This window comes from Corynebacterium sp. NML120713 (assembly GCF_001875735.1).
Classification (GTDB): Bacteria; Actinomycetota; Actinomycetes; order Mycobacteriales; family Mycobacteriaceae; genus Corynebacterium; species Corynebacterium pseudogenitalium.
This window is the reverse complement of sequence record NZ_MLCR01000015.1, coordinates 15850-33749: the sequence shown is the minus strand read 5'-3', so window position 1 is coordinate 33749 and position 17900 is coordinate 15850. Positions and strand designations below refer to the sequence as shown.

The 17900-nt window shown below is 57.3% G+C and carries 13 protein-coding genes, 2 tRNA genes and 2 pseudogenes; 7 read left to right on the top strand and 10 right to left on the bottom strand.

Features of this window, described 5'->3' with window-relative positions; genetic code table 11:
* The first annotated feature begins 519 nt into the window (after positions 1-519).
* On the top strand, positions 520-2019 hold the full coding sequence (locus BJP06_RS08085) for an HAD-IIIC family phosphatase (RefSeq protein ID WP_071573489.1): 1500 nt from the start codon (positions 520-522) through the stop codon (positions 2017-2019).
* Positions 2020-2136: 117 nt separating this feature from the next.
* Here BJP06_RS08085 and BJP06_RS11950 read toward each other — a convergent pair.
* A pseudogene (locus BJP06_RS11950) lies at positions 2137-2822 on the bottom strand (IS3 family transposase); the annotation flags it as partial.
* A gap of 119 nt (positions 2823-2941) precedes the next feature.
* On the opposite strand from BJP06_RS11950, the pseudogene BJP06_RS08075 reads away from it, so the two are divergent.
* Positions 2942-4161 (top strand): annotated as a pseudogene (locus BJP06_RS08075) (IS256 family transposase).
* Positions 4162-4321: 160 nt separating this feature from the next.
* Here BJP06_RS08075 and wecC read toward each other — a convergent pair.
* Positions 4322-5578, bottom strand: a complete 1257-nt coding sequence (gene wecC, locus BJP06_RS08070) for a UDP-N-acetyl-D-mannosamine dehydrogenase (protein WP_071573488.1) — start codon at positions 5576-5578, stop codon at positions 4322-4324.
* Positions 5579-5734: 156 nt separating this feature from the next.
* On the opposite strand from wecC, the gene BJP06_RS08065 reads away from it, so the two are divergent.
* Positions 5735-5808: transfer RNA gene (locus BJP06_RS08065), tRNA-Ile, on the top strand.
* 45 nt (positions 5809-5853) lie between these two features.
* Here BJP06_RS08065 and BJP06_RS08060 read toward each other — a convergent pair.
* Positions 5854-8157, bottom strand: a complete 2304-nt coding sequence (locus tag BJP06_RS08060; RefSeq protein ID WP_071573487.1) for a DEAD/DEAH box helicase — start codon at positions 8155-8157, stop codon at positions 5854-5856.
* 80 nt (positions 8158-8237) lie between these two features.
* Here BJP06_RS08060 and BJP06_RS12455 point away from each other — a divergent pair, with 80 nt between their 5' ends.
* The 3 genes from BJP06_RS12455 (at position 8238) to BJP06_RS08040 (ending at position 9453) form a co-directional block, all read left to right on the top strand.
* Entirely contained in the window at positions 8238-8684 is a 447-nt protein-coding gene (locus BJP06_RS12455) for a type II toxin-antitoxin system RelE/ParE family toxin (protein WP_369822255.1), read from the top strand.
* Positions 8681-8974, top strand: coding sequence for an addiction module antidote protein (locus BJP06_RS08050; RefSeq protein WP_004009166.1), 294 nt, complete (start codon positions 8681-8683; stop codon positions 8972-8974). Before BJP06_RS12455 ends, BJP06_RS08050 begins: the two co-directional genes overlap by 4 nt.
* 272 nt (positions 8975-9246) lie before the next feature.
* A complete protein-coding gene (locus tag BJP06_RS08040; protein ID WP_071573485.1) occupies positions 9247-9453 on the top strand; it encodes a hypothetical protein in 207 nt (68 codons plus the stop codon).
* Positions 9454-9570: 117 nt separating this feature from the next.
* Here BJP06_RS08040 and BJP06_RS08035 read toward each other — a convergent pair whose 3' ends face one another.
* From BJP06_RS08035 to BJP06_RS08020, 4 genes are all read right to left on the bottom strand, one after another.
* The gene (locus tag BJP06_RS08035; protein WP_071573484.1) at positions 9571-10425 is read right to left on the bottom strand and encodes a DUF3037 domain-containing protein; all 855 of its coding nucleotides are present in this window, start codon (positions 10423-10425) and stop codon (positions 9571-9573) included.
* 1 nt (position 10426) lies between these two features.
* Positions 10427-11233 (bottom strand): HipA family kinase, encoded by an 807-nt coding sequence (locus BJP06_RS08030; protein WP_071573483.1) that lies wholly within the window; start codon positions 11231-11233, stop codon positions 10427-10429.
* A gap of 213 nt (positions 11234-11446) precedes the next feature.
* A complete protein-coding gene (locus BJP06_RS08025; protein WP_177224290.1) occupies positions 11447-12178 on the bottom strand; it encodes an excalibur calcium-binding domain-containing protein in 732 nt (243 codons plus the stop codon).
* A 110-nt stretch (positions 12179-12288) separates the two neighbouring features.
* Positions 12289-12361, bottom strand: a tRNA-Asn gene (locus BJP06_RS08020).
* 135 nt (positions 12362-12496) lie between these two features.
* Here BJP06_RS08020 and BJP06_RS08015 point away from each other — a divergent pair.
* Positions 12497-13870, top strand: coding sequence for an NAD-dependent succinate-semialdehyde dehydrogenase (locus tag BJP06_RS08015; protein ID WP_071573481.1), 1374 nt, complete (start codon positions 12497-12499; stop codon positions 13868-13870).
* 70 nt (positions 13871-13940) lie between these two features.
* On the opposite strand, the gene BJP06_RS08010 is transcribed toward BJP06_RS08015, so the two are convergent.
* From BJP06_RS08010 to BJP06_RS08000, 3 genes are all read right to left on the bottom strand, one after another.
* Positions 13941-15368 (bottom strand): glycoside hydrolase family 32 protein, encoded by a 1428-nt coding sequence (locus tag BJP06_RS08010; RefSeq protein WP_071573480.1) that lies wholly within the window; start codon positions 15366-15368, stop codon positions 13941-13943.
* Positions 15369-15396: 28 nt separating this feature from the next.
* Positions 15397-16665 carry an oligosaccharide MFS transporter gene (locus BJP06_RS08005; protein ID WP_071573479.1) on the bottom strand — a complete coding sequence of 423 codons (1269 nt, stop codon included), beginning with the start codon at positions 16663-16665 and terminating at the stop codon, positions 15397-15399.
* A 179-nt stretch (positions 16666-16844) separates the two neighbouring features.
* Positions 16845-17876, bottom strand: coding sequence for a LacI family DNA-binding transcriptional regulator (locus BJP06_RS08000; protein WP_071573478.1), 1032 nt, complete (start codon positions 17874-17876; stop codon positions 16845-16847).
* Positions 17877-17900 lie beyond the last annotated feature (24 nt).

Below are 17900 nucleotides of genomic sequence, written 5' to 3'. Positions count from 1 at the left end.
TAGGGACTGGACTGAAATTAAGGCAATGTAGAGTAGCCGGTCATTCATGTTCTGGTTCTTTCATGTAATTAATGCCTGACTTCTAAGGGTATCTTAGCGGTAGATAATGGCATGGCGAATTCGCGGGGTTGATTGGTGGGACCTGACCGAAAACCTTTTGTATAGCACCCTGACGATAGTCAGGGGCTTTCGCGTGTATGGCACCGTGATAAAGTTACGACAAAGCGAAGTTGAACCAGTTTGCAAAAATGCGCCGTAGTGGAGAGGGTGGCGATCCATCTCAATTTTGTAATCCGGGGTGTTTTATCGAACTGATTTCGGCGAACCTAGTTTTAGCGTCTGCTATTTACCGGGCTGTCGTCATTGAGTTTGGTTGATGTGGTTGCGTGCAGGATGTCTTGGCAAGTTTTGGTCAGGAATTTGCGCTAAAATCAACGTACGTTGGGCGCTTCTGCCGGATTGGTAGTCAGTATATGAGAGTGGGCAGTTCGCCTTCCTCAAAGCGAAAGGGAATATAAAATGATTAAATTAATTATTTGGGACTTGGACGAAACGCTTTGGCGTGGCACCCTTGCCGAGGGGGATGACGTTCAGCTGCTTGAACAGCGAAGCCAGTTCGTGAGGCAGCTAAATCGCAATGGCATCGTGAGTTCGATTTGTTCGAAGAATGACCGGCAAGAGGCTCTGCGGAAATTAGATGAACTCGGGCTAAAGGAACAGTTTGTTTTTCCGGAGATAGCTTTTTCTGCAAAGGGGCCCCTGGTCGAGAAAATTATCAAAGACATGAACTTGAGGGCGCCAGATGTCATGTTTATCGATGACAATATCCATAATTTGGAAGAAGTGCGATCCGTTGTTCCGGACATTCAAACTATGGATGCTACATCCCCTGAATGTGATGACTATTTGGCTCAGCTAGTGGCCGAATCTGAAGGTGGAAAGTCGCGCCTTGAAAAGTATCGGATAATGGAAAGGAAACGTGAGGACCGTGCTCTGATAGATGGGCCAAATGAAGAATTTTTACGGCAGTCAGGAATTAGAATGACTGTCGTAAGGACGCATGAGAACTTGCCCTTCGCTTCGAGAATTGAAGAGCTAATTAATCGAACTAACCAATTAAATTATTTGAAATCAAGGGTCCAACCGGGGTTAATGGCACCTTTCATTGTTGACCTCGCTAAAAATCTAACTTACTCACTTTTTGTGTGGGACAAATATGGCAATTATGGTCTAGTAGGCTTCGCATTTGTTCGGGCTAACACAAAAGCACTCCAGCATTTCACCTTTTCTTGCCGAATTATGAACATGGGAGTGGAGGAATCTTTCGCGTACTATTTAAGTCATGATCCGCTGGGCCCCCATGTACCTGAAGAGAATCTTCCTGTTCAGCCTAATCTTCCAGAATGGGTAACTTTTGTTCCTTCAGAAGCTGGTGAGGCTAAAGCAGCTATAGAACAGGCGGATATATCTGAATTTAGGGGCGACTCTAGGCTGAGGATCATGGCGAACTGCCAATCCGGGGCGATTGCTCATTACATGCACAACAGTCAGCCGGTAGTGATAGATAACTGGCCTCACGCATTCCGGCTTTGTGATTGGGTTTCCTCCCGCGATATGAAAGGGCCCTGGAAGCCATTAATGGTTTATGGTGCATTTGTCGATTACCATGAAGCGGTCTGGGAGGGGGAAGAAGGGGTGATCAAATATCGGTCAGCCGTAAGTGAATTTCTTACTGAATTGGACCAGGCTGGTTCTGACCTGATCGTATTACTGCCAGCGGACGTTTCGCGAAACTCTGCGGATACGGTATTCGACTACCGAAGGCTCAACGACACATGGCGGGACGAAGCATCCAGGCGGTGGAATGTTGTTGTAATGAACCTTGAAGAATACTCAACGGGCATTGGGGCGGATCCACGACATTTTAATAGAGACGCGATAGTCAGCATTGCAAAAGGTTTGGCAAAAACTGCTGATGCGAGTGTCCAGCGTAGAGGGGAGTATCAGTCAGGAGAGTGAAATCGGGTGCTGATCGGTTTAAACTGTGCCGTGGGTTAAGACTAGATCAAACGGCCCAACCCCTGAAAAGTAGACACCATGGGGTGGTCAAATAATGGGTTCAAGTCTAGCGTATCGCTATGCGGCACGAGATTCGTACTCGCAAGGAGCCAAATACCTGCACCAAGCATGGCGCCGACTTGTGTTGTAACGCACGCACCACCCAAAGACTTCGCGGCGACATATCAACTGGTTTGCAAAGACTTTGTTGTCCTTGAGCACTTCTCGCTTCAACGTCGCGTTAAACGACTCCGCCAACGAATTATCAGCACTCGTGCCAACCGCACCCATCGACTGGGTTACCTGCAAGCGGCGACACGTCGCCTGAAACTGCGACGAGGTATATACGCTGCCGTGATCTGAGTGAAAAATCGCCCCGGCAAGATTTTCACGACTACGACGGGCATGCTCGAGTGCTTCTTCTACCAGCTCAGCGGGCATGTGATCGGCAATCGCGAAGCCTGCAAGTCGTGTGGAGTAACAGTCGATTACCGTTGCTAAATACATATTTGTCCCACCGGTAACCGGAGGTAGGTAATGTTGCCGACAAGGACCGTATTGGCTGCTGGTGCGGTGAAGTTGGGTTTGACTAAGGCGGCAAACACGTTCCGGTTGCGGGCTGATCGCGTGGTGGTGACTTTGCGTTTTTTCGTGTAGCCACGCAGGCGCAACATGCGCATAATCCGGGCGATACGCTTGTGGTTTACCGGATCATTATCGGGGTATTTGTCACTGTAGTTTAGCTCAGCGGCGATGCGTTTCGCAGGTTGCGTCCCTTAGTGTGGTGTAACGCTTGCTGATGGTGGCCCTTGAAAATAGTGAGGCGGCCATCGTCAGTAACCTTTCGACTCAACTACCACATCTCACCGAAAGGCACGTAACGATGACCGCTGCTCCGCATTCTATCGACCCTGCAACCTATCTGGATGATTTGCTGGCCCAAGCGTCGCCGGATTTGATGCGGCAGATGCTGCAAGGGTTTATCAACCAGATCCTCTCTGCCCAGGCTGATACTGTGCGCGGGGCGGAATACGGTGTTGCTTCCACCGAGCGGGTCAATCACCGCAGCGGGTACCGCCACCGCGACCTCGACACCCGTGTCGGTACAATCGATGTGGCGGTGCCGAAGCTGCGCCACGGCGCGTTCTTCTCGGACTGGCTGCTCGAGCGACGCTCACGTGCTGAACGCGCACTATCGACCGTGATCGCGACCTGCTACCTCAAAGGGGTGTCCACCCGCCGAATGAACGATCTGGTGGCAACGCTTGGGATTTCCAACATGTCGAAATCGCAAGTCTCGCGGATGTTGGAAGAACTCGACGAGATGGTCGCAGATTTCAAAACCGCCCCCTGGATCCCGGCGGGTACGCCTACCTGTCGTGCGACGCGTTGACAATCAAAGTGCGTGAAGGCGGCCGGGTGGTCAAATGCTCCGTACTGCTTGCCACCGGGGTCAACGCCGACGGCTACCGCGAAATGCTCGGCATGCATGTCGCCACCGCGGAATCCAACGCATCGTGGAAAGGCTTCTTCCAAGACTTAAAAGCCCGCGGACTTCGCGGTGTCTTCCTTATCACCAGTGATGCTCACGAAGGCATCCAGCACGCCATATCTGAAGTGCTGCCCGATGCGTCGTGGCAGCGCTGTCGCACCCACTTCGTGAAAAACCTCTACGAAAAGGTCCCGAAAACACAGCAGCCGATGGTCTCTGCGATGTTCCAGACCACCTTCCAGTAACCCGACGCCTCATCTACTTGGGGACAAGCCCGGGAAGTCGTCGACTTGTTGGAGCCGAAATTCCCGCAGGTTGCGGCGTATTTGGAGGAGTCGCTCGATGACGTGTTGGCGTTTACCGCAGCGCCGAAACCAGTCTGGACGAAGGTGTGGTCCAACAACCCCACCGAACGGTTAAACCGGGAGATCCGCCGGCGCACCGATGTTGTGGGCATCTTCCCGAACCGGGAATCGATCATTCGGATTGTCGGAGCGGTCCTTGCCGAACAGCACGATGACTGGATCCAGCAAAAACGCTACATGTCACTATCCGCACTCCAACAGACCAAACACCTCATGCACCGAAAAGGAGACGACCAAGGTGACTAGCACGAGCTGACCGCCTAAACAAACCCCCAACTTCCAACTTCATACCGAGCCGAAAGCTAGACGGCTACACCACTCCACGGGACTTGACCCGGGCGGGGTTCCTGTAAGACGGCCAATGGCGATGCTATCACCTAAAGAACAGGAACCCCTTGCGCTGGTGCTATCCCCACAGCCCTTTCGTGTCAATGACATTCTTACCGGCCAAGCTAGCTGACGGTACCGACTTGAAATCATCGTGATCAACTAGAAGGACTACGATATCAGCCATTCTTAGTGCCTCGGTCAGTTCGGCGTGAACTGCGTTTGAGTTTAATCCCAGGGAAGCTGGAAGCTCATTTACGTTGGGTTCGACAACGAGGAACTTGTTATCAGGGAATTTGGCTACTGTTTTTTCAGCGATAGCAAGCGCAGGGGACTCGCGCAGGTCATCGATATTCGGCTTGAACGACAGCCCAAGGAGAGCCACAGTCGCGGTTGGGTTCGCGTTGATTGCGGAATTGATCTTGTCTAGCACCCAATCCGGCTTAGAGTCGTTTACTTCGCGAGCTGTGCGGATCAGGTTGGAAAGGTTTGGCGAAGCGGCGACGATAAACCAGGGGTCGACGGCAATGCAATGTCCACCCACTCCAGGGCCTGGCTGCAAAATGTTCACGCGTGGGTGATGATTTGCCAGTTCGATGAGCTCCCACACATCGATACCGAAATCATCGCAGATCATCGAGAGCTCGTTTGCGAATGCAATATTAACGTCGCGGAACGAGTTCTCTGTGAGCTTTGCAAGTTCAGCTGTGCGGTCGTTGGTCTTGAGTAGTTCGCCCTTGCAGAAGCTTTCGTATACAGCCGCTGCGCGTTCCGCTGCGGCAGGAGACATACCACCAATAATCCGGTCGTTCGTGCGCAGTTCTTCCATGGCTTTGCCGGGCAAGATGCGCTCTGGGCAGTGGGCGAAGAAGACTACAGGCTTCGAGGAATCCGAGTCATCGCCATCTGCACGAAGATCCGGGCGGAGTTCAAGAATCCGAGCGGCCATCTTTTCGGTTGTCGTTGGTGGGGAAGTGGACTCGAGGATAACCAGTTCGTCACCCTCGAGCTTTGGTGCGATAGCTTCAGCGGCTGAATAAATGAAGCGCATGTCGACGCTGTGGTCGTCGTTGAATGGGGTCGGAACCGCGATGACGTAGTTCTTCGCGTGAGGCATCTGGGTGGTGGCCTTGAAGTTGCCGGACTCAAGCGCGTTCTTGAGCTCTTCCTCCAGTCCTGGCTCGACAATGGTGACGTGGCCTGCGTTGACTGCGTCCACCTTTTCCTGGACAACATCAACGCCCAGTACCTTCAAGCCGGATTCCGCCATTACCACGGCGGTTGGTAGGCCAATGTATCCAAGGCCAACAAATGCGACATCTGCGTCCATTTTCATTGCCACTTTCTGATAGGTAGTAGTTTAGGTCCAGCCGAGACATTGCGACCTACGGCATATTGTTTGAATTGTACTAAAGTGGTCCAAGTCAGTGTGATTGGGCCCCCGTAGATTGGTCGGTTATAATGCACCGAGTTCCAATTGGTTGGAACAACTGGGGCTATAGCTCAGTCGGTTAGAGCCGCGGACTCATAATCCGCTGGTCGCGGGTTCGAGCCCCGCTGGCCCCACAAGAACTTAGAAACTGGTAAGCGCCGAGAAGTGTGCGCGCCGGATTACACAAACCCCTGCTTGCGAATAACCGCGATGCGTTTGCGGAACGCTGCGGTGAGCGCAGGGACATGATGGTCGTGGAAGTCGAAAACGGTGGCGGCGCCTGCAGAACCGCGGGTGACGCGGCCGATCTGCTGGATAACGTTGCCTTTGAATGCGACAGGGGCTGCGAGGACGAGGGCATCGAGAACTGGGAGGTCCACCCCTTCGCCTGCGATCTGCGTCATGGCAATAAGGATGAACTGGGGCGTGCTGTCGAGGGCCTTTCGGGTAGCTTTGCGGTCCTTGGGAGACTGTGCGCCGTGGAGCGCAAACACCGGCACGGGGAGGTCGGGATAATTATGGGTGAGAAGCCGTTCGAGGGCACTGATGTGCTCGCGGCGCTTAACTAACACGAGGACATTGCTTCCATCGGTGGTGGCACGGGCGATGGTCTCGGCGATGAGTGCGTTACGGGCGCTATCGGCGGCGAGAGCATTGTCGAGGTCGGGCCAGTACAGGTGGGGTTCGTCGTAGGTGAACTCCGTGGTCTGCACAACGTAGTGCTTGGGACCTGCGTGCTCGAGTTCCATCGTGTGGCGGATAGGGCCGCAGATCAGAGGAAGGAGGGCGTCGAGGCCGTCGGAGCGGTACGGAGTCGCGGTAAGGCCGTTGACGAATCGGACATTGAGGTCTGCAAGGACACGGGTGAGGCCGGCGGCGCCGACGCGATGGCATTCGTCGATGATGATGTAGCCGTAGTCGGCGAGGAAGTCGGTGCGCGAGTCGGCTCGGCTGATGGACTGGGCGGTGACAATGTCGATGTCTCCGCTGAGTTTCTTGGAGTTGCCGCCGTATTGGCCGATGGTGGGGGCGTCGAGAAACATGGTGAGTGCTTCGCGCCACTGCGTGGCGAGCTCTACGTTGGGAACGATGATTGTGGTTGGTACTTGGCGGTGTGCGATCAGCGCGCAGGCCATCACAGTTTTGCCAGCACCCGGTGGTGCGACGAGTATACCCGTGGGGTGCTTTCGCATGGCTGCGACGGCTTTGCACTGCCGGGGGCGCAGCTCGCCGGTGAAGTCGGTTTGCATTGTGCGTGGCTTTGGAGTTTTGCCGCGGCGTGTCACGGTGTAACCGGCAGTTTTGAGGATTGTGATGGCTTGATCAAGCGTGCCACGATCCAGGGCGAGGGTGTTGTCGTGTTCGTCAAAGCGGATGATGAGGCGAGGCGTTTGGAAGGTGGACAGGCGTTGGGCCTGGCGGATGTAGAACTGTGGGTTGGGGATCGCTCCGAGGTGGCGAAGCGCGGTGGCCGTGGTGCCGTCGACGCCCTCGAGTGAGATGTGCACTCGGGAATCGTGTGTGACGAGTACTTTGCCGGTTCGTTTGAGCGCTTTGAGCTCGGCCTTGCTTGGCGGCTGGGGGAGTTGGGTCTCCGGATCTGGTCGTAGGCGCGCAGCGATTTTCTTGAGTTGAGACTTAGACGCTTTGGCAGTGGAGGCGAGCGTGGCGAATTGATCGTCGGTGGGTACGAAGGAGGCGTCGACAAAAATGGTGCGGTGCTCGGCACGATGTTGGCCCGCGAGTGGGAGCGCGATGAGATTGCCGAAGCCGCGGCGTTTGCCGGGCAGCGTGTCTTGCGAGGGGAAGAAGCGATCGAAGCTGGTGAAAAACTGTTTCGGACTGGCCTTGGCGAGCAGACCGGTTCCTACAACGCGTGCGAGAGCAGCCGGGACGGGCTCGCTGAAGAAGAGCCACACGTGAGCACCCGTGCCGGAACGAGAGATTTCGATGAGTGGGTCGAGGCCGTACTCACGGCAGGTTTCGGCATACAGGCGGGCTGCGGTGCGGAAGTCGGCGTCGTCGAAATCGCAAGCGAGGAGGAAGCAGGTGTCGCCCTTGCATAGCGGGTAGAGCCCAACGTGGAGGTTGTTGTCGCGGCGGAGGTGCTGCTCGAGGACCTGCGGAGTGAGTGGCTTCAGGTTTGGGTTGTTGCGGTCGTAGCGGCCGCAAGATGCGGGTGACCAGCCCTTCTTCTCGCCGTTATGCCATGCGGTGGCGTACACGTCCTCGCGACCGCGGAAGTAGTCGGCGAACAGTCGCAGCTTTGCGTCGGGGGAGGAAGCGTTGGTGACTGTGGTGAGGTCTTCGGGTGCTGGTGCTTGTGATGCTTGCTGTGGTTGCGGTGGCGTTGTGGGTTTGGGCGGGGACTGCTCAGCTCCGGTTTCGGTGAGGAATGCCTCGAAATCATCGGTGCCAAGGAGCTTCGCGAGCGCGCGCTCCAGGAGCTGCACGCGGGCCTCGAGGTCGTCTGCGTTTAGCATGGGCGGACTCCGGTTTTAGGGAGGGGATCGATGGGGTCAGTGTAGCTGGGGCGGGGCGAGTAGGACGCCATTGACCATGAGTGAGTCGGCCTGAGTGCCCGCATCTCGCGGTTGATGTTGGTGATAGCTCGCTTAAACTCCCGCTTATCCTCCACACCAAACTTCAAACCAAAAGAGGGGACAGCCATGAGGTGCGTTTCCCCCTCTTGGTTTATGTAGCTTGTAGGCTACACTTGGGTGTGTGCAGATTATTTCCAGTTGAGCTGAAAGACAAACATGCTCAACGGCGCATTTTGTACGCGGTAGCTCGATGCGAAGCGCACGGAAGAAAGATTGGAGACATCAAACCCGTTGGCGAGAAGGTGAGGGAGATGAGATTTCATTTCGGGCCAGGCTACCGGGTGTACTACACCCAGCTAGGCGCAGTAACGGTTTTCCTACTGGCCGGAGGAGATAAATCCAGCCAGGCTAAAGATATTCGAACCGCTCAACAGCTCGCACAACAGGTAAGGGAGGAACAGTCGTGAAGGAAGTAACGTTTTCAGCGTTCGACGCAAGCAAATATCTCGATAGCCAAGAAGCAATGAACGATTACCTGGCTATCGCCCTCGAAGACGGTGATACGAAAACCGTACAGGTGGTGTTGCGTGACATTGCCAGGGCACACGGCATGAGCCAGCTCGCTAAAGAGACTCAACTCAACCGTGAATCCCTCTACAAGTCACTGTCAAAAGACGGTAACCCGTCCTTTGCGGCTATCACGAAAATCATGAAAGCCCTAGGGCTCAAAATAACTCTCGCTACACAAAATGCCTAGATACCTGCTGGAAACGCATCACCATGGATTGGTGGCTATACATGCACACGCAGGACGCTTCAAATCGACATTCGGTGAGGAATGCTTCGAAATCATCGGTGCTAAGGGGCTTCGCGAGCGCACGCTCCAGGAGCTGTACGCGGGCCTTGAGGTTGTTTGCGTTTGACATGGTCGGCTCCGGTTGTCCAGGGGGATCGATGAGGTCAGCGTAACTGGGGTGGGCGAGTGGGGCGACGGTATGCTGATTTGCGGCGCGGAGGGAGGCGTTCAAGATGCAACTGGAGCTACGTCGCACGAATGATGCTGAGCTTGTGGAGCGGAAGCGCAAACTGATGGCTCGGCTTGGGGAGGAGTTGGGAGAGCACCGGCTCACTCCGGGGCGGCTACGATTTCTTGCAGATTCGGGTTCCTTCACGTTGCAGGAGCGCGCTATTTACGATGAGTTTTGCCGCGTGAAAGCGCTGTTGCAGGAGGGGTAAGGCGCGCCGGGGACAAGTGGCCTTCGCTCATATATCTGGAAGTGGAAGCCATCCCCATGAACGAATTGGTAACCAGGCTTCGCAATTGAAGTTCCCTACATCGGGCAGAGTCCCCAGTTAGGCACTGAGTCGACGGTTAAGGCTCTCGGCATGCTCTCCCACTCGGCGGCTACTAATGAGCATCACGTTGAGATCATGGCAAAAGTCCCTGAACAGTTCGTAATTCTTTCGCTGGGCAGTTGTAACCGGGTCCAGGGCGACCGCAGTGACCGAAAGGTGGTCCTTGCCAATCTCAAGTGAGGAGTCGTTGTACTTAAGCTTGCCTCCTTCCTGGCGCAGCTTATCGATCTTCAGCGTCCACGCATCGATGTGGGACCGTGTTTTAGCAGGGTTATCTACTTGGAAATTAAATGCCTGATTCAGTTCCAATACGGTGTCTTCTCGCACGACGGCGAGGTTGAGGTCGAGCTCGCGCCTGGCAACGGAGACATCGGCATCCGGTACTGTGGCTTTTTCGAGTTCCGGGAATGAGCGGTACACAGTGCGGATTTCCCTCTTCAACTGGCGTACTCCCGGCTTGACATCGCTTTGCGCTTGGCCGCCAATCAAAGTGTCAAAAAGCAATTGGGTTGCGTCGGAAATGTTTGCTGCATCCATGCTTTTGACCTGGTCAACCCGGATTATGTTCATCCAATGGCTACTGACAAAGGTTAAGTAGCCACGAAGTGAATAGCGATCCCCAAGATAGAGAGGTTCTGTAGGAGCAGAAAGCTGCTCTAGTTCGTTCTTAAAATTTTGCAGCGCATGTTTGATCGCGTCTCGATTATCAGAATCAGTGAGCGCTCGGTGGGCATCCTTGAACCGGAACCGCGATTGTCCCGTGCGTGGATCGAGCACGATTACACCCACGCCGATGGTGGTGATCCCCATTGGCTGGGGGACTGCCCGAACGGTCCAGTAGTCGAATCGCATGTCAGATTCCTTGCTTGTCTCGGTAGCGCTTTAATATATCGCGGGTGGTGTCTTTTCGCGACAAGGCATAATTCATGAGCGCGTTCGCTTGGCTTTCGGAGATATCCCACTCGGGTGGTAGAGCATCCCAAAGCACATCACACAGTGTTTTATCGAGCCTATCAAGAGCGTCTATCGCTTTATCCCAAGACCGTGTCGGAATTTTCTCCCGCAGCATTGGAATACGAGGCACTCCGGTTGGTGAATCAATAGGGGAGAACTCCCAGGGATAGGGCGCCGAGTCGAACCAGAGGCCATGGTCTATTGACCACAATGCGTAGTCATCAGCACTGTCAACGAGTATTTGTAGATCTTCTTGTGCGTTACAGAGTACCCACATGGCAATCAGCTTTGGAATCTGGTTCGGATTGGAGTCATCTGTAACGTGAGGAATTACTTCGAAATCCTGCTGCAGGGTCCCGCTATGTAATGCCTCTGAGCCGAACAATGGGGTTCCGGAGAGCCGGTATCGCTGCAGCCCAGCCCCAACCATACTGTTGCGCAGCCCCTCGGGAACATAGATAATGTTCCATGGGCGAACTCGCGCACCGAGTCTATCTCCGATGATGCTTGCCGCTACTTCATTGACTACGGCTTCTCTACCGTGATCGCTTTCGAGTCGTTTACACCAATACATCTTGCCGTCACTGGCACGGCCAAGGAACGGTTTTGTTCCTGTCCCCCAAGCGACCTCCCCGATAATCGCGAGTTCGATTCGCTCACGCTGTCGTCGATGGGCTTCAAGAGAAACTATGTTTTCGGCCGACATAAGTCACTCCGCTCACTGCAATTTGTCTTAATCGAATTGTCGTCTTACTGCGCTCCATCCTAACGGTTCAGAATGTTTGAGTGGAGCGGTTGCGTTCGCCAATCTCAAAGGGAAATCGCCGACAACAATTGCACGCCAGACGCATCGGATTCGTCCTGTCGTCTAGCTGGAAAACGAGCGACAAATGGGAGGGGGAGAGAATTCCGTTCTCCACTACTCGCAAGCGATGCCGTCGCCGTCGCGATCGAGCTTCCTACTGTAGCCTGGTTGTCCCTCATAGATCGGTGCGACCCCAGCTGCGCGTGCTTCGGAGCAGTTGGCGTAGTAAACACGGGCTGGTGCTGGGGCAGGCGCAGCTGGCACTGGTTGTTCAATTACGGGCGCGGGTGCGGGAGCTTGTGCAGGTTCTTCGGCTGGGATGTCGGCGAATTTGGCGATGCTTGCCGTGGTCTCCTCGGTTGTAACACTGCTCGGGGAAGAGCTGCTGTGAGTGGAGCTGGTCGTCGACGTGCGTGTTGTGGTGGTTACTGCTGAGGTGGATTCACTCGCGGCAGAAGTAGTTGTCGGTGCAGTACTAGTTGGCGTGGGCTCCGTATCTGGAGCGGACTCAAGTTCAGGGGAGAGGTTGCCACCAGCGATAAACAAAACGAGCGCAGCAAGCCAAACAAAAGGCCACCTGCGATTCACCGGGGTGAATTGGGGTGCGGCGCCCATGCTGTTGAGCACCAACGCATCACGTTCCGGATCGAGGAGCTTGCGCAGCTGCTCATGATTCGTGGCGGCTTCTTGTGACTTTTTGAAGTGCTTCTTGTCCTGGGCTTCACACCACATCCACCACGCGCCAGGCACAATGAATGCGGCGGCAAACAGGACACCGCCAATGCCGCCTGAGAACAACATGATCGCGCCAACAGCTAAAGCGATCCAAGCGAGGATTGTTTTCATCTTTGAAGAGGACTGGGTGTGCATGGTTGACCTCTCGATACAAGACACGGGGATACCATCAGAGTAAGCGAATGGCCCGAGGATGCGGAAACCTCGGGCCATTCGCTTTGCTCCTCCAACTGGGCTCGAACCAGTGACCCTTCGATTAACAGTCGAATGCTCTGCCAACTGAGCTATGGAGGAATACGCACTTGGTGCGAAAGACACTCTAGCGCATGATAGGGAACAAGGGAAATCTGCGGTTGGCCCAGTCTGGGAACTGGCGTAAAGGTGGGTGAATGGGCGTCGAAAAGCGGGCAGAGGCTGTAGCGTGGGGCCATGGCTACGACATATCGAGTACAAAATCCGGCGACGAATGAGATCGTCGCAACGTTTGAGCAGACCACCGACCAAGAGCTGCAGGAGACCCTCCAGCGCGCCGACGCTGCGTACAAGACATGGAGTGCCCTCAGCTACGAGGAACGCGCCGCATACCTGCGCAAAGTTGCCCAGCTTTTCGACGAGCGCCGCGACACCCTCGTGAACATCATCGCCGAGGAGATGGGTAAGGCCATCAACCAAGGCGACGGGGAAGTCAGCGAATGTGTGGAAATCTGCAACTACTACGCAGACCACGGCGCTGAGTTCGGCGCGGACGAACCGCTGCCGCACGACGGCGGGGACATCGTGATCCGCAAAGTGCCACTTGGCGTGATCGTCGGCGTGATGCCGTGGAACTTCCCGTACTACCAAGTCGCGCGCTTCGCGGCGCCGACGCTGATGGCGGGCAACACCATCATCCTCAAGCACGCGTCCATCTGCCCGCGCTCCGCGGAAGCGATCCAGCAAATCTTTGACGACGCCGGCGTGCCCGAAGGCGTCTTCAATTACCGCCGCATTAGCCACAGCCAGATCGAAGACCTGCTCGCGGATCCACGGGTCCAAGGCGTATCACTCACCGGTTCCGAGGGCGCAGGCAAGGCCGTTGCGAAGGCGGCAGGCGCCAACCTGAAGAAGGCCCTGCTGGAACTCGGTGGTACCGACGCCTACATCGTCCTGGACACGGACGATATTGATCGTGAAGTGCGCACCGCTATGAAGAAGCGCATGAGCAACGTCGGCCAGGCGTGCACCTCCAACAAACGCATCATCGTCATGGACGACATCTACGACGAATTCGTTTCAAAGATGGTTGACGCCGTGTCGGCACTTCGCCAGGGCGACCCGTTCTCCCCGGAGCGCGGCTGCTACTACCCGCTGTCCTCCCGCGACGCCGCCGAGACGCTGCGCGACCAAGTCGCCGCAGCGGTCGAGGCCGGCGCCACCCTGCACTGCGGTGGCGAGCTGACAGGGGAGGGCGCTTACTTCACCCCGGCCGTTATCACCGATATCCCGGTCGGTTCCGACTCCTACTACGAAGAGTTCTTCGGCCCGGTCGTGGAGATCTACAAGGTGTCCTCCGACGAGGAAGCCGTGGAACTGGCCAACAACTCCCGCTACGGACTCGGCGGTGCGGTGTTCTCCACCGACGAGGAGCGCGCCAAGAAGGTGGCCAACCAGGTTGTCACCGGCATGATCCACGTCAACATCCCGCAAGCCCGCGGTGCAGGCCTGCCGTTCGGTGGCGTGAAGAACTCCGGCTTCGGCCGGGAGCTCGGGCCGCTCGGGATGGACGAGTTTGTAAACAAGCAGCGCTACTTCGTGGCGAAGTAGCGCTGGGGGACGGGGTCTCGCGGGAATAGTCGGGATTTTGTGAACAGAATTGCGTCTGCTGCAGGCGGGGCTAACCTCGCTTCAGCGGGCGCACTTCCAGGTTGACGCCGACGGGGCCAGCCACGGACTCGATCTCCACGGTGCGCGGCCCCTCACCGAGGAAGTCGAGGGAGGAGAGCGTCTCCGTGGCGTCCGCGGTGAACAGCTCAATGGAGCCACGGTCCAGGTAGATGTCCAGGGCATCGCCGGGGACCCACGGCATGGATCGGTAGCCGCTGCCGGCACCGTTGCCTCGCGCGAGCACCAAATGGATGCGCTCGGCAAGGGTGTCGAACACGATGTGGGCGCAGCGGGCGTCGTCACGAATGAGGTGGAGGACCACCTGCTCGCAGGTGTTTGTCTGCAGCGGGACGAGCTGCTCCAGGTCGGGGGTGACGCGCAGCCATGCCTCCTCGAGCGGGGCAAGGGTGGTTGTTTCGCCTGCTTGGAGGGTGGCGTCGTGCGTCTCGGCGGGGCCGAAGAGCTCGGTGATTTCGGGGGCGGGCGCGCAGTGGAGCGTGAGGGCGTCGCTAAGCGAGAGCTCCCGGGGGAGGCTGAGCTGGCCCGACCAGCCGTCCTCGCGCGAGGCGAGCGGGTGAGCGAACTCGCCCATCCAGCCGAACGCCAGGCGCCGGTTGTTGGGGGCGGCGAAGGACTGGGTGGCGTAGAAGTGGTGGCCCCAGTCGAGAAGCCGGAAGTCGGTTTCGGGCACGAACTGCGCGCCGGGCTCCCACGAGCCCACAACGTAGCCGACGTTGTGGCCGTTGCGCAGGCTGTACCCAGAGCGGATCGGGGTGCGCACCATCGGGCCGTAGATGAGCACCCACTTGCCGTCAAGGAAGAAGAAATCAGGGCACTCTACCATGAAGACGTTCGGGTCTGGGGCAATGAAGAGGGAGCCGGCCTCGGACCAGTTGTAAAGGTCCTCGGAAGTGTACAGCAGCACGTGGCCGCGACCGTCCACCTCTGCGCCAATGGTCATGTACCAGCGGCCATCGTGGGAGAACACTTTCGGGTCGCGCGCATCCGCCTTGACGGGCGGGACCACGGCGCCGTGCTTCTCAAAGTGGACGCCGTCGGTAGAGGTGGCCAGCATCTGGGTCTGGAACTTGCCGTCCTTATCATCGACGCCGTTGGCCCAGCGGTTGCCCGTATAGAACGCATACAGCGTGCCGTCGTGGACTACGGCTGAACCGGACCAGATGCCGTCGGCGTCGTCGGAGCCGGGCTCGCCCGGGGCTAGCGCGATAGGCTCTTCGCGCCACTCGAGCAGGTCCGCGGAGGAAGCGTGGCCCCAGTGCATCGGGCCCCACGCCGGGCTGTACGGGTGATGCTGGTAGAAAGCGTGGAACCGGCCGTCGAAAAAGCAGAGGCCATTCGGGTCATTGATCCAGCCGCCAGGGGCTGCGACGTGGAACGCGGGGTACCAGCGGTCGTTGGTGTGACGGAGGGGTTGCATGATGAAACCTTTCGAGAAACGTTGCGGGCTAGCGAGTCGGGATTTCCTCGGGGTTGACCACGGCTTCATCGTCGCGCTTGAGCGCGAAGACCGCAATGAGGCCAGCGACGAAGACCACGCCGGAGATGACGAAGAACGTTGGCTGGTAACCAATCTGGTCACGGAGAGAGCCCAGCGGGGTCGACAGAATCACGTTGCCGAGCTGCGAAGAAAGCTGGAATGCCACCAGGTACAGGGTCGCGGAGAGTGCCTTGTTGAAGTGGATAGCGAAGTACTTGAAGATAGCCAGGATGCACAGCGGAACCTCAAACGCGTGCAGCATCTTCGCAATACTGATCAACACCGGGCCTCCGAACGCCGCGCACAGGAAAATACGCACAAACATCACACCGATCCCCAGCAGCAACGTATTGCGGGCGCCCACCTTGCGCATCAACAGCGGGATGAGGCCCATCATGATCGCCTCGAGGAAGACCTGCACCGAGTTCAACGTGCCGTACGCACGCTGGCCGACCTCCGGCGAACTAAACAAAGACGTGTAGAAGTCCGGGAACATCTGCTGGTCAAACACGGTGTAGAACGTCCAGGACAGCAACACAATCACGATGACCTTCCACACATGGCTGTCCTTGAGCAGGCCGAGCATCTCGGAGACCGGCGGGGTCTTCGCCGTGACCTCCTCAATCGAGGCCTCCTGCGCCGTGCCCTTCGGGTGCCAGAACAGCTGGGTGCACAGCAGCAGCGCGCCGAGCGCGGAACCGATCCAGAAGTTCAGCATCGGGTTAATGGTGAAGAAGATACCCGCAAGCAACGCGACGATCGCGTAGGCAAACGAACCCCACATGCGGGCCTGGCCGTACTCGAAGCCAGTGCGGTTTGCCATCCTCTCCACGAACGCCTCCAGCAGCCCGGCGCCAGCCACAAACCCGGCCGAGAGCACCACGCTACCCAGGATTGCGCCGACGATGAAGTGATCACGCAGCAACGGGTGGTAAATGAACTGCGTGAACGGCCCGATGAGGGTTGCGCTCGCGCCGATGAAAATGGTCAGCGGGCGCTTCAGGTCCAGCTTGTCCTGGAGCACGCCGTACACCAGCATCAGCGCCATCGTGATCGCGCCCTGGATGGCGTACACGGTACCTACCTGCGCGCCGTTGAGCTGCAGACCGCCAGCCTCAGACGTGAGCCAGATCTGGTAGAAGGACCACCAGATTCCCCACGCTGCGAAGAACAGGAAAATCGTGGCGGAACCGAAGCGGTACGCGGGGTTTGAAAACTGCGATCGAAGCATCTCCATCGCCGAATGTCCTTTCTGTGAGGCCCGGGGGTAGCCGGGCACGACAATGGCTTCGCAGGGATATGTGCAGGTGCGCGTGCTGCGCTTCTCGTTCTTGGTCCTTGCAGCGACCCTGCTTAAACCTTTAAGCACATAGTATGTCGGGGGTGTGCGAAAGGTGGGGAAGTCGCTAAAACGATTTAGCGAGCTTGGGAAACGCTCCCACGCTCAACCACTTTCAGGGGGAGCAAGGTGGGATTCTCGGTACCGGGCTGTTCGCCGGACAGAAGGCCAACCAGCATGCGCGCCGCCCGCGCACCCATCTCCTGATACGGCAGCCGGAACGTCGTCAACCCCGGCCGCACCAACGCCGCCAAATCCTCATCATCAAAGGACAACACCGAAATTGTCGACGCCACATCCAACCCCGCGTCCTGCATCGCCTGATACACGCCCAACGCCAAACGATCGTTCGCGGCCAGAACCGCGGTGGGGTAGTTTGCTGGGTCGTCGTCAAGAATTTCCGACATCCGTGCATACCCCGACGCCGGCTCCCACACCGACGCGTAGCCCTCCACGTGCAGACGGATCCCGTGATGCGCCAGGGCGGCGTCGATACCGCGCATGCGCTCGCTGATGCTGAACGAGGGGGTTTCTTCGTCTGGGAACCTGCCGATCAACGCAATCGAACGGTGCCCCCGCGCCACCAAATAGTCAATCGCGTCCCGGCCCGCCGCATAGTCATCTGGCAAAATCGCAGGAAGATCGCCAGCCTGACCGTTGCAGATCACGAGGGGCAAGCTCGTCTTCGGCAGATCCAGCTCACGCGACGCCATCAACCCGACCACAACGCCATCCACGTTCCGCGACTCCAACGTACGCAACGCCGGAGCAAACCGATCCGAACGGTGGCCGGTCTCCGCCATCATGACCGCGTGGCCAAGCCGCTCGGCCTCATCCACAATCCCTGTAATCATCGGGGAGGCGAAACGCGTAGTAGTGACCTCGTCAGAGAGGAAACCAATCGTGTGCGTACGTCCAGTCTTGAGCGCCCGTGCCAAGGTGTTTGGGCGGTAGCCCAGTTCGCGCGCGGCCTCTCGGACCTTCCACGCCGTCTCCTCGGGGATGCGTGAACCGGGCTTGCCGTTGAGCGCGAGGCTCACCGTGGCCGTGGAGACGCCGAGATGCTTCGCGATATCCGCGAGCGTGACACGATGCGAACTTCTGGACATTTGAAGCAGTATAGCCGGGGTGGG

What these genes read in the sequence shown, in the direction of transcription:
- BJP06_RS08025 (WP_177224290.1), bottom strand. Translation starts at nt 12,178, where the DNA reads ATGAAAACAATCCTCGCTTGGATCGCTTTAGCTGTTGGCGCGATCATG.
- BJP06_RS08000 (WP_071573478.1), bottom strand. Translation starts at nt 17,876, where the DNA reads ATGTCCAGAAGTTCGCATCGTGTCACGCTCGCGGATATCGCGAAGCAT.
- BJP06_RS08040 (WP_071573485.1), top strand. Translation starts at nt 9,247, where the DNA reads ATGCAACTGGAGCTACGTCGCACGAATGATGCTGAGCTTGTGGAGCGG.
- BJP06_RS08015 (WP_071573481.1), top strand. Translation starts at nt 12,497, where the DNA reads ATGGCTACGACATATCGAGTACAAAATCCGGCGACGAATGAGATCGTC.
- wecC (WP_071573488.1), bottom strand. Translation starts at nt 5,578, where the DNA reads ATGAAAATGGACGCAGATGTCGCATTTGTTGGCCTTGGATACATTGGC.
- BJP06_RS08005 (WP_071573479.1), bottom strand. Translation starts at nt 16,665, where the DNA reads ATGGAGATGCTTCGATCGCAGTTTTCAAACCCCGCGTACCGCTTCGGT.
- BJP06_RS08060 (WP_071573487.1), bottom strand. Translation starts at nt 8,157, where the DNA reads ATGCTAAACGCAGACGACCTCGAGGCCCGCGTGCAGCTCCTGGAGCGC.
- BJP06_RS08030 (WP_071573483.1), bottom strand. Translation starts at nt 11,233, where the DNA reads ATGTCGGCCGAAAACATAGTTTCTCTTGAAGCCCATCGACGACAGCGT.
- BJP06_RS08010 (WP_071573480.1), bottom strand. Translation starts at nt 15,368, where the DNA reads ATGCAACCCCTCCGTCACACCAACGACCGCTGGTACCCCGCGTTCCAC.
- BJP06_RS08085 (WP_071573489.1), top strand. Translation starts at nt 520, where the DNA reads ATGATTAAATTAATTATTTGGGACTTGGACGAAACGCTTTGGCGTGGC.
- BJP06_RS08035 (WP_071573484.1), bottom strand. Translation starts at nt 10,425, where the DNA reads ATGCGATTCGACTACTGGACCGTTCGGGCAGTCCCCCAGCCAATGGGG.